Below are 14464 nucleotides of genomic sequence, written 5' to 3'. Positions count from 1 at the left end.
GGTGCTCGCGCTGGCCAGGGGCGGACCTGGCGGCCTTCGTGGACCGCGCGATCGGCCCGGTCCGCGACCACGACAGCAGGTCCAAGCCCCCGCTGCTGCCCACCCTGCAGACGTACTTGGCCCACGCGGGCCGCAAGGCGGAGACGGCCCGCGAGCTGCATCTGAACCGGCAGACCCTCTACAACCGTCTCGCCCGCATCGGCGAGTTGCTCGGCACGGACCTCGACGACCCGCAGACGGTACTGGCGTTGAGCCTGGCGCTGCGCGCCCGCCGACACGTGCCCTAGATCATGGGCCTGGGCTGCGTCAACTCGTCGTAGACGCTGAGCACTTGGGCGACGGTCTCGTCTTCGGTGGGCCAGCTGGCGGCCTGCCGTGCGCCCTTCTCCTTCAGCAGTTCCCGGAGTTCGGGCTCCGCGAGCAGGCGCACTACGGCGGCGGCGAGCGCTTCCGCGTCGCCGTACGGCACGAGTTCGGCGGCGTCGCCGACGAGTTCGGGGTTGCCGCCGACGGCCGTGGCGACGAGCGGCACGCGCGCGTGGAGGGCCTCCTGCGCGAGCACGGAGCGCGATTCCCAACGGCTGGGCAGCAGGGCGAGGTCGGCGGCGGCGAGCAGTTCGCCGACGTCGTCGCGGAGCCCGAGGAGCCGGACGGGCAGTCCCTCGTCCTCGATCCGCCGCTGGAGGTCGGCCCGCAGCGGGCCCTCCCCGGCGATCACGACGAGCGGCACGGGGTCGAGGCGGCGCCACGCGCGCGTGGCGTCCAGCAGCGTTTCGTAGCCTCGATGCCGGTCGAGGGAGCCGACGGCCATCAGCAACGGGCGCCCGGTCGCGCCGAGTTCGGCCCGCAGCTTGGGGCGCAGCCGGTCGGGGTCGTGATGCTCCACCGTCTTGCGCGGCCCGGGCAGGGCGACGGCGGCGAGCCGGGCGTCCCGCGCACCGGTGCGGCGAGCCAGCTCCACCAGGTCCGAGGACGCCCCGAGCACCACCGACGCGGCCTTCACGACCCGCCGCTCCAGCATCCGCAGCAGATGGGCGCGGGCACCTTCGGCATGCGCGCGGTTGTGCCACGTCACGACGAGCGGAGTGCGCCGCCCGCTGAGCGCAAGCGCGGCGCGGAAGGAGGCGTGCAGCCCGTGCGCGTGCACCAGGTCGGCGTCCGCGCACACCGCCCGCAGCGCGGCCACGGAGGTCGGATCGCTGCTGCGCGGCACATGCACGTGCTCGGCTCCGGCGCCGGTGAAGTCATAGGCGCGGTCGGCCTCCACGGGGGCGCACACGGTCACCCGCACGCCCCGAGCGACGAGCCCCGAAGCCAGCGAACGCACATGTGCGCTGCTGCCGGCGTTGCCTCCGCCGAGCACCTGCACGGTACGCAGCGGCGACTGGCCGGTCGCTGAGTGGCTGCTCACGGGGGTCACGTGGCCGGGGGCTCCTGGTTCGGCGTCGGGCGGTCACGAAGAAACGTACAGAAGGATCGAGCGGAGGGGTGTACCGCGTGGATCCCTACGCGTACGACGTACAACACCAAGGATGCCAGGCCGCACGGGCGTTCCGTGAACCCCGAGGTGACACGACCGCCCACCACGGCCCCACGGTCACTCACAAGAGTGAGCGAGCCGCTTCGCTGACCTGGTCTCCGTACACCGCCGCGGCCACGACGGCGGCGGCATGCGCCACCAGCCCCGCCCGGCCGTTGCTCGCGACGACCGCGACACCGAGAGCCGCGCCCAGCGCATGCGTTCCTGTGTCGCCGAGCATCGCCCGCTCACCGAGATCGTCAGGCAGCACGGCACCGGCGGCTCCCATGGCGACGGCGGCCACGTCCGCTCCCTCTCGCAACAGCCCCGGCGCCCCGAGGAGCAGTACCGCCGCCGCGGCCCTCCCGGGGCGTACGTCCACGAGATTGACGAAGTGCGCGGCCCCGGCGATCACGACTCCCGCGAGCACCTTGTCGACCGGCTTCTCCTTGAGCAGCGCCCCCGCGACCAGACCGGCGGCCCCGATCCCCAACAACTTCACGGCGCCGCTGGTGACTTCACCCTGTCGGAGCGCCGACAGATGGGCACGGAAACCCCGCCGGTGGTCCCCCGCGACATCGTCGTACGCCCCGCACGCCCCGGCGGCGGCCACGGCGAGCGCGGCGGCGGGACGGACGTGTGCGGTGCCGAGCGTGGCCGCGACGGCCGCCGCCGGACCGGCGTACAACTCGACGGTCCGCCCGGCGTAGTTCGTGCGGTGCCAGCGCTCACCCGGGGCCTTGGCGCGGAGGACGGCGACGGTGGCGCGGGTGAGGAGGGCGGACAGACCGAGTCGGGTGATGATCATCCGTACACCCTAAGCGGGCCGCGCCAAGCGCTCCGCTGGAAGCACGGTGATGCTGCATCGATATGCGGCTCCGCCGCGTGCGCGGGCCGGTGGGGGCTGGTCGCGCCCACGCGGCGGAGCCGCATATGTCACAGCCCCGCGCCCCTTACGGGGCGCTGTAAGTGTCGGACTTCACCAAGCGTCCGCCCGAGCCGTCGCCAGCAGCTCCTCCGCATGGGCCCGGGCCGTCTCCGAGTCCTCCTGGCCGGCGAGCATGCGGGACAACTCCCGGATGCGCTCCTCCCCTTCGAGGACCTTCACACCGGACCGGGTGACGGACCCGTCGTTGGTCTTCTCGACGAGCAGCTGCCGATCGGCGAACGCGGCGACCTGCGGCAGATGCGTCACGACGACGACCTGCGCGGTCTTGGCGAGCCGAGCCAGCCGCCGCCCGATCTCCACGGCCGCCTTGCCACCGACACCCGCGTCGACCTCGTCGAAGAGATACGTCGGCACCGGATCGGTCCCCGCGAACACGACCTCCACGGCCAGCATCACGCGCGACAGCTCACCACCGGACGCGCCCTTGGCGATGGGCCGGGGCGGCGCCCCCGGATGCGGGGCGAGCAGCAGCTCGACCTCGTCGGCACCCGACGGCCCGTACGCGACCGTACGCCCGCCGACCTCGACGCCCTCGGGGTCCTCGGTCTGCCGGATGTCGAAGGACACGCGCGCGTGCGGCATGGCCAGCGAGGCCAGCTCGGCGGTCACCGCGGCGGCGAACCGCTCGGCGGCCTCCGCCCGCGCATCCGTCAACGCCTGTGCCAGCCCGCCCAGTTCGGCCCGCAGGGCATCCCGCTCGGCGGTCAGCTCGTCGATCCGCTCGTCGTCGCCGTCCAGCTCGGTGAGCCGCGCGGCGCTCTGTTCGGCCCAGGCGAGCACGGAGGCGACATCCTCGCCGTACTTCCGGGTCAGGGCACTGAGAGCGGCCCGCCGCTCCTCCACGGCGGCCAGCCGCAAGGGATCGGCATCCAGATCGTCGGCGTACCCCGCCAGCTCCCCGGCCACATCCCCCAGCAGAATCCCGATCTCCCCGATCCGGTCCGCCAGCGCGGCCAGCGCAGGATCGTGCGACCGCACCGCGTCCAGCGCCCGCTGCGCCCCCGCGACGAGCGTCGTCGCGTCGACCCCCTCCGGGTCCTCCGGATTCCCGGCGAGGGCGGCATGCCCGACCGTCGCGGCGGACGCGAGCGCCTCCGCGTGCCCCAGCCGCTCGGCCTCCTCCGCCAGTTCGACGTCCTCACCGGCACGCGGTTCGACGCCCGCGATCTCCTCGAGTCCGTACCGCAGCATGTCGGCTTCCTGAGCCCGTTCACGCGCGCGCGTGGTGATCTCGTCGAGCTCCGCGGAGACGGCCCGCAGCCGCCGATACGCCTCCCCGTACTTGGCGAGCGGCCCCGCGACGGCCTCCCCCGCATACCGGTCGAGCGCCTGCCGCTGCCGGGACAGCTTCAGCAGCCCCTGCTGATCGGTCTGCCCGTGCACGGCCACCAGCTCATCGGCCAGCTCCGCCAGCACCCCGACCGGCACACTCCGCCCACCGAGATGCGCCCGCGACCGTCCTTCGGCGGAAACGGTACGGCTGATCAACAGCGCCCCGTCATCAAGCTCCGCCCCGGCCTCCTCGGCCCGCACGGCGGCGGAGGCACCCTCGGGCACGCCGATCCGCCCCTCCACGACCGCCTTCTCGGACCCGATCCGCACGAGCGCCGGATCGGCCCGCCCCCCGAGCAGCAGCCCGAGGCTGGTGACGACCATGGTCTTACCGGCACCGGTCTCCCCGGTGACAGCGGTGAACCCCGGCGACAACTCGACGACCGCATCGTCGATGACTCCGAGCGACCGTATCCGCATCTCCTCCAACACGGACACGACCTTACGAGGTAGAGCAGCAAGAGTGCGAGGCACCCTGTCACCCACGGGAGTGGAGCGCCCCGAAGGGGCGCGGGGAACTGCGCGAGCAACCACCACAAACCGGCAGCCCCCGACGCACCGAACCCACCCCCCACAACCGGCTAATGCGGCGCCCCTCGCCACCCAGAAACCGGCAACGCGAACTTGGCCACCAGCCGATCAGTGAACGAAGCATGATGCAGCCGAGCCAACCGCACCGGCACAGCCCCCCGCCGCACCTCGACCCGAGCCCCCGCAGGCAACTCCACAGTCCGCCGCCCGTCACACCACAACACACCCGGCGGAATATGAGGCAGAACCTCCACCGCCAACACAGAATCCGGCGACGTGACCAACGGCTTCGCAAACAACGCATGCGCCGAGATCGGCACCATCAACAGCGCCTCAACCTCAGGCCACACCACAGGCCCACCCGCAGAAAACGCATACGCGGTAGACCCGGTCGGCGTCGACAGCACAATCCCATCGCACCCGAAGCCCGTAACCGGCCGCCCATCGATCTCCAGCACGACCTCAAGCAACTTCTCGGCACCGGCCTTCTGCACCGCCGCCTCGTTCAGCGCCCAGTCCGTATGCACGATGTCCCCGTTGCTGTGCACGACGACGTCGACGGTCATCCGCTCCTCGACCTCGTACGCCTTCGTCACCACCCGGTCGACAACCTTGTCGAGATCGTCCCGCTCGGCCTCGGCGAGGAACCCGACCCGCCCGAGATTGACGCCGAGCATCGGCACCCCGGACGCCCGCGCGAACTCGGCGCCGCGCAGCAACGTCCCGTCGCCGCCCAGAACAATCAGCAGCTCACACCCGTCGAGGCACTGCGGAGTCGCCTCCTTGACCAGCTCCACCTCGTCGGGCAACGGCAGATCACGCGCCTCGTACTCCAGGACGCGCACCCCGATACCCTCCCGCAGCAACCCCTTGACCACGAGCTCGGCGCTGCGGATCGCCGCAGGCCGGCCCGTGTGGGCGAGCAGGAAAACAGTACGAGCTCGGTTCTGTGTCAACGCGGCCCCTCCGCCACTGCACGGTCAACTTCGGCCGGGTCCAGTTCGGGAGCTCCGGCCCGCAGCCACAGAAAGTACTCGACATTTCCGGAGGGCCCGGGCAACGGACTGGCGGTGACACCCTTCACGCCGAGACCGAGATCCCAGGCCCGCCGGGCGACACCCCGTACGGCCTCGGCCCTCAGCTCCGGACTGCGCACCACACCCCCGCTCCCCAGCCGCTCCTTCCCCACCTCGAACTGCGGCTTGACCATCATCACCAGATCGGCGTCCGGCCGCACGCACCGCACCAGGGCGGGCAGCACCAGCCCGAGCGGGATGAAGGACAGATCCCCCACGACAAGATCCACGGGCTCCCCATCGATCGCCTCAAGCGTCAACTCGCGTACGTTCGTACGGTCCTTGACGGTGACGCGTTCATCGCTCCGGAGAGTCCACGCGAGTTGTCCGTATCCGACGTCCACGGCGACGACCTGCGCGGCTCCGGTTCGCAGCAGGACGTCCGTGAAGCCACCCGTGGACGCGCCGGCGTCGAGCGCCCGACGCCCCTCGACGACGAGCCCCTGCTCCATGAAGACCCGCAGCGCACCGGCGAGCTTGTGGCCGCCCCGCGACACGTATTCCGGGTCGCCGGCGTCCGTCTGGACCACGATCGCCGCCGCGGTCTCCACCTGCGTGGCCGGCTTGGTCGCGACGGTCTTGCCGACACTCACGCGCCCTGCGGCGATCAGCTGGCTGGCATGCTCACGCGAGCGCGCGAGCTTCCGGCGGACCAGCTCCGCATCGAGACGGCGGCGTGCGACTCCTGCCACGTTCGGTTCAGCTCCTATGTCCGTACGGTGTCGGGGGCGCCGAAGGCCCCGGGCGGGCGTCGAGCGCGGTGAGCGCGTCACGCAGCCCCCTGTGTACATCCTCGTACACCTCCAGGTGTCCGTCCGTGGCGAGGTGGTCGGCGTCGCCGATCCGCTCCAGCAGGGCGTCGACGTCGGCGTTGGCGGTGGGGGTGCGCGGGACGTTCAGCGGGGCGGGGGCGGCGGGGTCGTACTCGGGCTCGACCGCCGCCGTCTCCTCCTCCGGGATCTCGGTCCCCGGCAGTGAGTCGCTCATGCCCAGACGCTACCCCGAACCGCTGGGGTACCGTCGATCTCGATGGCCACCATTGAGGAGTGCCGCGCCGCACTCGAAAAGCTCTCGGACAACATGCAAGACGCCGAGGGGGACGCCCGCACGGCCGCGACCCTGGAACGCTCGGTGAGCTGCCACATCACCGACCTGGACGTGACGTTCGCGGGACGCATGACGGGCGGCCGGATCCGGGTCCACGAGACGCTCCAGGGACCACCTCGGGAGAAGGCCCAGGTCAGATTCAGCCTGGCCGGCGACGACCTGGTGGCGCTGGTCGACGGCGAGCTGAACTTCGCGAAGGCCTGGGGCTCGGGCCGGGTGAAGCTCCACGCGAGCCTGCGCGACCTGCTCGTCCTCAGGAAGCTTCTGTAGCGGCGACCTTCTTGTCGCCGGTCCGCGCCTTCCGCGCGGCCGGCACCACCAGCGGCGTCCCCGTCTCCGGATCGTCGATGACCTGGCAGCGCAGCCCGAAGACCTCCTCGACCAAGTCGGCGGTGACGATGTCGTGGGGCGCACCCTCGGCGATGACCGCCCCGCCCTTCAGGGCGATGAGGTGGGTGGCGTACCGGGCGGCATGGTTGAGGTCGTGGAGCACGGCGACCAGCGTGCGCCCCTGCTCCTCATGCAGCTCCGCACAGAGATCGAGCACGTCGATCTGGTGCTGGATGTCGAGATACGTCGTCGGCTCGTCCAGCAGCAGCAACGGCGTCTGCTGCGCCAGCGCCATCGCGATCCACACGCGCTGCCGCTGACCGCCGGACAGTTCGTCGACATAGCGATCGGCCAGCTCGGCGACCCCGGTCTGCCGCATCGACTCCTGTACGACCCGCTCGTCCTCGGTCGACCACTGGCGCAGGATCCCCTGGTGCGGGTACCGGCCGCGGCCCACCAGGTCGGCGACCGTGATCCCGTCGGGCGAGATCGACGACTGCGGCAGCAGGCCCAGCGTCCGCGCGACCTTCTTCGCGGGCATCGACTGGATGACCGAGCCGTCGAGCAGCACCCGGCCCCGGCTGGGCTTCAGCATCCGTGACAGCGCCCGCAGCAGGGTGGACTTGCCGCACGCGTTCGGGCCGACGATCACCGTGAAGGAGTTGTCGGGTATCTCCACCGACAGTTGCTCGGCGATGACGCGCTGGTCGTAGGCGAGGGTGACGTCCTCGGCGGACAGGCGGTTCACGGTGCTCCTCTTGGTGGTCTCGTGCGCGGTGCCACACGTCGTCTTCGCGGCGCCCATGTCCGCCGTTTTCCTCACGGCGCTCATATCCGCCCCGCCTTGCGCTCGGTGACCAGCAGCCACAGCAGATAGACGCCGCCGACCACTCCGGTGACCACGCCCACGGGCAACTGGTCGGCGCCGAACGCCCGCTGTGAGGCCCAGTCGGCGATGACCAGCAGGGCGGCGCCCATGCACAGGGACGGCAGCAGATTCGGCCCGGGTGAGCGGGTCAGGCGCCGGGCGAGCTGGGGGGCGGTCAGCGCGACGAAGCTGACGGGCCCGGCGGCGGCGGTCGCGGCGGCGGTGAGCAGTACGGCGGCCACCATCAGCAGCATCCGGACGCGCTCGACGCGCACGCCGAGGGCGTTCGACACGTCGTCGCCCATCTCCATCATCCGCAGCGCGCGCCCATTGGCGAGAACCAGCGGTACGAGCACGGCGCACAGCCAGAGCAGCGGCCAGACCTGTTGCCAGTCACGGCCGTTGAGGGACCCGGTCATCCAGACGACCGCACGGGCCGCGTCGACCAGGTCGGCCTTGGTGAGCAGATAGCCGTTGACCGCCGTCACGATCGCGGACACACCGATACCGACCAGCACCAGTCGGTACCCGTGCACACCCCGCTTCCACGCGAGCAGATAGATGGCCATACCGGTCACCAGACCGCCCACCAGCGCCCCGACGGTGACCTGGGCCGCGCTCCCCGACATCAGCACGATCACGACCAGCGCACCGGCCGTCGCACCCTGCCCGAGGCCGAGGATGTCCGGACTGCCCAGCGGATTGCGGGAGATGGCCTGGAACAGCGCACCGCCCAGCCCCAGCGAGGCACCCACCAGGAGCCCGACCAGCACCCGCGGCAGCCGCAGATCGTTGACGATGAACTCCTGCCCCGCATCGCCGTTGCCGACCAGCGTCTTGAGCACATCGCCGACCGAGATGGGGAAGTCGCCGGTGCCGATCAGCAGGACGCTCGCGGCGAGCGCGGCGAGCAGCAGCAGGGCTACGACGGTGAAGGCACGGACGTCCAGCCGGACGGAGAGCCCGCCGGGCGTCCTGATGGCACGGTTGGTCGTCTTCACAGTCGTCTTCACAGCTGGGCCGTCCTCCGCCGTCGTACCAGAAAGATGAAGACCGGCCCGCCGAGGATCGCGGTCACGATGCCGACCTGCACCTCCGCGGGCCGGGCCACGATCCTGCCGATCACATCGGCGCCCAGCAGCAGCACCGGCGACAGGACGGCCGCGTACGGCAGGATCCAGCGCAGATCGGGACCGGTGAAGGACCGTACGACGTGCGGCACCATCAGCCCGACGAAGACGATCGGCCCGCAGGCGGCGGTCGCGGCCCCGCACAGCACGGTGGCGGCGAGCATGGACAGCGCCCGTGTGCGGTTGAGGTTGGCGCCCAGGGCCTTGGCGGTGTCGTCACCCATGGCCATGGCGTTGAGCGGCCGGGCGAGCGCGACAGCGAGCAGCATGCCGACGGCGAAGAAGGGCAGCACCCTCAGGATGATGTCGTTGGTCGCCGAACTCAGCGAACCGACCGTCCAGAAGCGCATCTTGCCCAGCGCGGCCTCGTCCATGATCATCACGGCCTGGAGATAGCCGTAGAGCGCGGCGCTGATTGCGGTGCCGGCGAGCGCGAGCCGGACCGGCGTGGCGCCCCGGCTGCCGCCGAGGAACCAGACCAGAGCCCCGACCGCGGCTGCGCCGAAGAACGCGAACCACACATAGCCGGTCAGGCTGGTGACGCCGAAGTAGGTGATGGCGGTGACGACCGCGGCCGAGGCGCCCGCGTTGATTCCGAGCAGCCCCGGGTCAGCCAGCGGATTGCGGGTGAGCGCTTGGAGCACGGCGCCCGCCAGGCCCAGCGCGGCACCGGCGAGCAGTCCCAGCACAGTCCGCGAGAGCCGTTCCGCGACGACGACATCGCCGTACATCCCCGAGTCCTCGAACAATCCGTGCCACACCTGGTCCACGGACAGCTCTTTCGCGCCGATCGCGATGCTCGCCAGCGCGACGAGCAACAGGATCGCCACGGAGACAAGCAGCCCAAAGGCACGTATCGCCCGGCGTTTCGGGGGCGCGGGGGCGGTCTCCGCGCGCTGTTCGGGAGGACTGTCGACCAACACGCAGTTAGGTTAGCCTACCCTCGCATTCGGCCACGATTCCGCTCCGTCGCCGTACGCGGATCCCTTGCCAGTGAGTGACCGCGAGACTTCACAACCCCAGCCGCGCCAGCGACTTCCCCCCGTCCAGCTCGCACACACCCTCTCCGGCCGACGTCCAGGCCGCCGCACACAGCGCCCGCAGACCGTCCAACGCCTCGCCGTCGCCGTCGAGTTCCAGCCTCTCGGTCCCGGCCTTCGCCCTCCAGCCACCGCACCGGAACCCGTCACTCTCCGCCGTGACCTCCGGCTGCCCGGTGAGCATGCCGCGCAGATCGGCGTCGACATACGTCGGCCGGTGCTGCGGCGGCGCGGCGAGCAATTGAGCCCCGTCGGTCACACCGGTCAGCACCAGCAGCGAGTCCACGCCTCCGTTGAACGCGCCCTCGATGTCCGTGTCCAGGCGGTCCCCCACCACCAGCGGCCGCTCGGCTCCGGTCCGCAGGACTGTCTCCCGGTGCATCGGAGGCAGCGGCTTGCCGGCCACCTGCGGCTCGGCACCCGTCGCGATCCGGACGACCTGCACCGCCGCGCCATTGCCCGGCGCGATCCCCCGAGCGCTGGGAATCGTCAGGTCGGTGTTGGACGCGAACCAGGGCACCCCGCGCGCGATGGCGTAGCACGCCTCCGCGAAGCGGCCCCACGGCAGTTCGGGCCCGCCGTACCCCTGCACGACCGCCGCCGGATCGTCGTCCGCCGACTCCACGGGCTCGAGCCCCCGCTCGCGCAACGCGACCCGCAGCCCCTCCCCGCCGATCACCAGCACACGGGAGCCCTGCGGCACCTGATCGGCGATCAGCCGGGCGACCGCCTGCGCCGAGGTGATGACGTCGGACGCCGCCGTCGGTATGCCCAGCGCGGTCAGATGCGCGGAGACGACGTCAGGGGTGCGCAGGGCGTTGTTCGTGACATACGCCAGGTGCATGCCTCCAGAACGAGCGGCGGCAAGCGATTCGACGGCGTACGCGATCGCGTTCCCACCCGCGTACACCACTCCGTCCAGGTCGAGCAGCGCCGTGTCGTACGCCTCGCTCAGGGCCTGGCCACTGCCCTCCGGCCTCGTCCTGACGCTCTGGCTCATTCCGCATCGCTCCTCGTTCGACGGCTTTCCCCCGATCATCGCGCATACCACTGACACACGTACGATGCCGGGATGAACTCAGCAGGTCACTCGGAAGCAACGGCGCGCCGGGGCCTCGAACTCACCCCGTTCCGAGGGCTCCGCTACGACCCCGACCGGGTCGGCAGTCTGGCCGCCGTGACCTCACCGCCGTACGACGTCGTGGTCCGCCCCGACGGCGTGCTCCATCTCGAGTCGGCCGACCCGTACAACATCGTCCGCCTGATCCTCCCCCAGGCACCCACCGCCGCCGCCCGCAACGAACAGGCGGCGAAGACCCTGCGGCGCTGGCTCTCCGAAGGGGTCCTGGCGGCCGACCCGCGGCCCGGCCTGTACGTCTACGAGCAGCGTGACGGCGACGGCATGCTGCAACGCGGCGTCATCGGCGCCCTGCGCGTCTCGGATCCCGCGGAAGGCCTGGTCCTGCCGCACGAGGACGTCATGCCGCACATCGTGGCCGACCGAGCCGACCTCATGCGCGCCACATCCGCGAACCTCGAGCCCTTGCTCCTGACGTACCGCGGCAACGGCTCGGCGACCGACACCGCCGCACTCATCGAACGTACGGCGGAGCAGCCCCCGCTCCTCTCCACCACCACCGAGGACGGCTTCAGCCACCGCCTGTGGTCGATCACCGACCCCGACGAGCAGGCCCGCATCCAGGCCGACCTCGCCGGGCACCAGGCCCTGATCGCCGACGGCCACCACCGCTGGGCGACGTATCGCCGTCTACGCGCGGAGCACCCCTCCCCCAGCCCCTGGGACCACGGTCTGGTCCTCCTGGTCGACACGGCCCGCTACCCGCTCCGCGTCCGCGCCATCCACCGCCTGCTGCACGGCCTGCCGGTCGCGGAAGCGCTCAAGCCCCTCGCCGACCTGTTCCGCGTACGCCGCCTGGAAGTCCCCCTCCCCGAGGCCCTGGCCGCCCTTGCCGACGCGGCCGGCGCCAGCAACGCCTTCCTGCTGGCCGGCGACGGCACGTTCCACCTCGTAGACGAACCGGACCCGGACCTCCTGGCCCGCACCGTCCCGACGGACCGCCCCGCAGCCTGGCGCACCCTGGACGCAACCGTCCTGCACGCCACACTCCTCGACCACGTCTGGCACATCCCCGAGGACTCCCCCGCCCACATCGCCTACATCCACGACACGGCGGCCACGGTCAGCAAGGCGGAACGCGACGGCGGCACGGCCGTCCTGATGCACCCGGTCCGCGAGGAGGTCGTACGCGACCTGGCCCGCCAGGGCGTCACGATGCCCCGCAAGTCCACGTCGTTCGGCCCGAAACCGGCGTCGGGCCTGGTGCTACGCGCGTTGGACCTCTGAACGACGAAGGGGCGGGACCCTGGGTTCAGGATCCCACCCCTGTCTCCGACTAGTCCTCTGTCTCCGACTAGTCCTCCTCGCCGTCCTCAGAGGATGCCTGCGGCGTCGTCTCGTCGCCCTCGTTCTCGTTCTCGTCCAGCGCGTCGACGAACTCGACACCGTCCAGCTCGGCAAGCCGGTCGGAGGCGTCCGTGCTGCCGTCCTTGTCGGCCTCGATCGCCTTCGCGAACCACTCCCGCGCCTCGGCCTCCCGGCCGGCGGCCAGCAACGCGTCGGCATACGCGTACCGCAGCCGCGCGGTCCACGGCTGTACGGAACCGGCGGCCAGCTCCGGGCTCTGCAGCGTCACGATCGCCGCGTCGAGCTGGTCCATGTCACGCCGGGCACCCGCCGCGACAAGCCGCATCTCGACCTGACCTGCCTTGTCGAGCTTGTTCACCTCGGGCGCCCCGGCCATGTCCAGCGCCTTCTCCGGCCGCCCGAGACCCCGCTCGCAGTCCGCCATGACGGGCCACAGATCCACGTTCCCGGTCATCCGCCGTGCGGCCCGGAACTCGGCGAGCGCCTCGCTGTACTTCTGGTTCGCGTACGCCGCGAACCCAGCAGCCTCGCGTACGGCGGCAACGCGCGACGCCAGCCGCAGGGCCACCTTGGAGTAGCCGTACGCGCCCTCCGGGTCCTCGTCGATGAGCCGGGCGACCATCACCAGGTTCTTGGCGACGTCCTCGGCAAGCCCCTTCGGCAGACTCTGCAGCTCCTGCCGTACGTCCTTGTCGATCTCCTCGCCGGTGACGTCCTCCGGAATCGGCAGCCGCTTGATGGGCTCCCGGTCCCGGTCACGCTCATCACGGAAACGCCCACCGCCACGGCGGTCGTCACCCCTGCGGTCGTCCCGCCGGTCATCCCGGCCACGGAATCCCCCGGGCCGCCCGCCACGGTCGTCACGCCGGGGCCCACGGCTACGGTCATCCCGCCCGTCGCGCCCATCACGCCCACGGAACCCACCACGCTCACCTCGGCTGTCCCCGCGACTGTCATCCCGCCGACTGTCATCCCGGCGGAAGCCAGTACGGGCCCCACGGTCGTCGCCACCCCGGCGGTCGTCCCTCCGGTCGTCGCGCCGGCCGTAGCCACGGTCGTCGTCACGGCGAGCGGGACCGCGGTCGTCGTCCCGACGGGCGTAACCACGGTCGTCATCCCGACGGCCATGACCACGGTCGTCGTCCCTGCGGCCGTAGCCACGGTTGTCATCGCGCCGGAACCCGGGACGGTCACCCTCACGACGGTCGTCCCTGCGCTCGTCACGCCGGTCGTCCCGGCCACGGAAGCCTCCGGGCCGTCCGCCACTGTCGTCCCGGCGGAATCCACCACGCTCAGGACGGTCACCGCGGTCGTCGCGCCGGAACCCGCCCCTGTCGCCGCGGTCATCGCGACGGAAGGGGGGACGGTCCCCACCGCGGTCACTGCGGTCGTCACGGCGGAAGGGAGGGCGGTCTCCACCACGGTCACCACGGTCACTGCGGTCGTCACGGCGGAAGGGGGGACGGTCTCCGCCCCGCTCACCCCGGTCGTCACGACGGAACGGAGGGCGGTCTCCACCACGGTCACCACGGTCGGGGCGATCCCCACGGTCGTCGCGACGGAACGGAGGACGGTCACCGTCCCGGCGGAAGCCCCCGGGACGCCCGCCGCGGTCGTCGCGACGCGGACCACTGGAACGGTCGTCGCGCCCGCCGTGGCCACCTCGGTCCCGATCCCGGTCGTCGCGTCGGAAGCCACCGCGATCGCCACGGTCGTCGCCCCGACGATCATCGCGGCGGTCGTCACGGCGGTCGTTGGAACGACCGTACCCGCCACGGTCGTTCCCGCCTCGGTCACCACCTGGGCGGTCGTTGCCGCGCCGCGGACCCCCGCGGTACCCGCCGCGATCACCACGGTCACCACTGTCCCGTCGCCGCTGGTCGCGCTCCGGTCGATCTTCGGGAGAGTTGGTGGACATGGGTGACTCCTGTCTTCGGTACCGCAGTCATTCTCGCGCAACTCGGGACACCCGGCGCGCTCCAGTAAAAACAAAAGGACCCCTGGTCCCAGCTGAACGCTGGGACCAGGGGTCCTCCAAAGATTGTTCGGCGGTGTCCTACTCTCCCACAGGGTCCCCCCTGCAGTACCATCGGCGCTGTAAGGCTTAGCTTCCGGGTTCGGAATGTAACCGGGCGT

At 71.4% G+C, this 14464-nt stretch carries 15 protein-coding genes and 1 rRNA gene; 4 read left to right on the top strand and 12 right to left on the bottom strand.

Features of this window, described 5'->3' with window-relative positions; all coding sequences use genetic code 11:
- Positions 1-287, top strand: a 287-nt coding sequence (locus AB0I98_RS47985; RefSeq protein ID WP_362952547.1) for a helix-turn-helix domain-containing protein, incomplete at its 5' end; no start/stop codon positions are given.
- On the opposite strand, the gene AB0I98_RS47980 is transcribed toward AB0I98_RS47985, so the two are convergent.
- The 6 genes from AB0I98_RS47980 to AB0I98_RS47955 form a co-directional block, all read right to left on the bottom strand.
- Positions 284-1420, bottom strand: coding sequence for a glycosyltransferase family 4 protein (locus tag AB0I98_RS47980; RefSeq protein WP_362952545.1), 1137 nt, complete (start codon positions 1418-1420; stop codon positions 284-286). The genes AB0I98_RS47985 and AB0I98_RS47980 overlap by 4 nt on opposite strands.
- Before the next feature lie 181 nt (positions 1421-1601).
- The gene (locus tag AB0I98_RS47975) at positions 1602-2327 is read right to left on the bottom strand and encodes a hypothetical protein (protein WP_362952543.1); all 726 of its coding nucleotides are present in this window, start codon (positions 2325-2327) and stop codon (positions 1602-1604) included.
- Between the two features lie 171 nt (positions 2328-2498).
- The gene (gene recN / locus AB0I98_RS47970; RefSeq protein ID WP_362952555.1) at positions 2499-4220 is read right to left on the bottom strand and encodes a DNA repair protein RecN; all 1722 of its coding nucleotides are present in this window, start codon (positions 4218-4220) and stop codon (positions 2499-2501) included.
- A gap of 161 nt (positions 4221-4381) precedes the next feature.
- Positions 4382-5287: an NAD kinase gene (locus tag AB0I98_RS47965; protein ID WP_362952541.1), complete on the bottom strand. Its 906-nt coding sequence runs from the start codon at positions 5285-5287 to the stop codon at positions 4382-4384.
- Complete coding sequence (locus AB0I98_RS47960) at positions 5284-6099, bottom strand: TlyA family RNA methyltransferase (protein ID WP_362952539.1); 816 nt, start codon at positions 6097-6099, stop codon at positions 5284-5286. Before AB0I98_RS47960 ends, AB0I98_RS47965 begins: the two co-directional genes overlap by 4 nt.
- Positions 6100-6106: 7 nt before the next feature.
- A complete protein-coding gene (locus AB0I98_RS47955; RefSeq protein ID WP_362952537.1) occupies positions 6107-6394 on the bottom strand; it encodes a hypothetical protein in 288 nt (95 codons plus the stop codon).
- Positions 6395-6436: 42 nt separating this feature from the next.
- Between AB0I98_RS47955 and AB0I98_RS47950 the strand changes: the two genes are divergently transcribed.
- The gene (locus tag AB0I98_RS47950) at positions 6437-6784 is read left to right on the top strand and encodes an SCP2 sterol-binding domain-containing protein (protein WP_362952535.1); all 348 of its coding nucleotides are present in this window, start codon (positions 6437-6439) and stop codon (positions 6782-6784) included.
- Here AB0I98_RS47950 and AB0I98_RS47945 read toward each other — a convergent pair.
- The 4 genes from AB0I98_RS47945 to AB0I98_RS47930 all read right to left on the bottom strand — a co-directional run bounded on the left by AB0I98_RS47945 (position 6768) and on the right by AB0I98_RS47930 (position 10882).
- Entirely contained in the window at positions 6768-7649 is an 882-nt protein-coding gene (locus AB0I98_RS47945; protein WP_362952553.1) for an ABC transporter ATP-binding protein, read from the bottom strand. The two genes, AB0I98_RS47950 and AB0I98_RS47945, sit on opposite strands and share 17 nt — an antisense overlap.
- 23 nt (positions 7650-7672) lie before the next feature.
- On the bottom strand, positions 7673-8713 hold the full coding sequence (locus tag AB0I98_RS47940; protein ID WP_362952551.1) for an iron chelate uptake ABC transporter family permease subunit: 1041 nt from the start codon (positions 8711-8713) through the stop codon (positions 7673-7675).
- Between the two features lie 8 nt (positions 8714-8721).
- On the bottom strand, positions 8722-9765 hold the full coding sequence (locus AB0I98_RS47935; protein WP_362952533.1) for an iron chelate uptake ABC transporter family permease subunit: 1044 nt from the start codon (positions 9763-9765) through the stop codon (positions 8722-8724).
- 88 nt (positions 9766-9853) lie between these two features.
- The gene (locus tag AB0I98_RS47930; protein WP_362952531.1) at positions 9854-10882 is read right to left on the bottom strand and encodes an HAD hydrolase-like protein; all 1029 of its coding nucleotides are present in this window, start codon (positions 10880-10882) and stop codon (positions 9854-9856) included.
- Positions 10883-10954: 72 nt separating this feature from the next.
- Between AB0I98_RS47930 and AB0I98_RS47925 the strand changes: the two genes are divergently transcribed.
- Positions 10955-12247, top strand: a complete 1293-nt coding sequence (locus AB0I98_RS47925; RefSeq protein ID WP_362952529.1) for a DUF1015 domain-containing protein — start codon at positions 10955-10957, stop codon at positions 12245-12247.
- A gap of 67 nt (positions 12248-12314) precedes the next feature.
- Here the strand turns inward: AB0I98_RS47925 and AB0I98_RS47920 are convergent, their stop codons facing one another.
- The gene (locus tag AB0I98_RS47920; RefSeq protein ID WP_362952549.1) at positions 12315-13058 is read right to left on the bottom strand and encodes a hypothetical protein; all 744 of its coding nucleotides are present in this window, start codon (positions 13056-13058) and stop codon (positions 12315-12317) included.
- Positions 13059-13454: 396 nt separating this feature from the next.
- On the opposite strand from AB0I98_RS47920, the gene AB0I98_RS47915 reads away from it, so the two are divergent.
- Positions 13455-14252 (top strand): hypothetical protein, encoded by a 798-nt coding sequence (locus tag AB0I98_RS47915; protein ID WP_362952557.1) that lies wholly within the window; start codon positions 13455-13457, stop codon positions 14250-14252.
- A gap of 119 nt (positions 14253-14371) precedes the next feature.
- Here the strand turns inward: AB0I98_RS47915 and rrf are convergent.
- Positions 14372-14464: ribosomal RNA gene (gene rrf / locus AB0I98_RS47910) — 5S ribosomal RNA — on the bottom strand; the annotation flags it as partial.

Origin of the sequence: Streptomyces sp. NPDC050211 (assembly GCF_040656035.1) — a bacterium.
In the GTDB taxonomy this organism is placed as follows: Bacteria; Actinomycetota; Actinomycetes; order Streptomycetales; family Streptomycetaceae; genus Streptomyces.
This window is presented reverse-complemented; position numbering and strand designations above follow the sequence as displayed.

Excerpts from the sequence above, each read along its gene's own strand:
- AB0I98_RS47975 (WP_362952543.1), bottom strand. The coding sequence starts at position 2,327 with ATGATCATCACCCGACTCGGTCTGTCCGCCCTCCTCACCCGCGCCACC.
- recN (WP_362952555.1), bottom strand. The coding sequence starts at position 4,220 with ATGCGGATACGGTCGCTCGGAGTCATCGACGATGCGGTCGTCGAGTTG.
- AB0I98_RS47955 (WP_362952537.1), bottom strand. The coding sequence starts at position 6,394 with ATGAGCGACTCACTGCCGGGGACCGAGATCCCGGAGGAGGAGACGGCG.
- AB0I98_RS47950 (WP_362952535.1), top strand. The coding sequence starts at position 6,437 with ATGGCCACCATTGAGGAGTGCCGCGCCGCACTCGAAAAGCTCTCGGAC.
- AB0I98_RS47945 (WP_362952553.1), bottom strand. The coding sequence starts at position 7,649 with ATGGGCGCCGCGAAGACGACGTGTGGCACCGCGCACGAGACCACCAAG.
- AB0I98_RS47930 (WP_362952531.1), bottom strand. The coding sequence starts at position 10,882 with ATGAGCCAGAGCGTCAGGACGAGGCCGGAGGGCAGTGGCCAGGCCCTG.
- AB0I98_RS47925 (WP_362952529.1), top strand. The coding sequence starts at position 10,955 with ATGAACTCAGCAGGTCACTCGGAAGCAACGGCGCGCCGGGGCCTCGAA.
- AB0I98_RS47915 (WP_362952557.1), top strand. The coding sequence starts at position 13,455 with ATGACCACGGTCGTCGTCCCTGCGGCCGTAGCCACGGTTGTCATCGCG.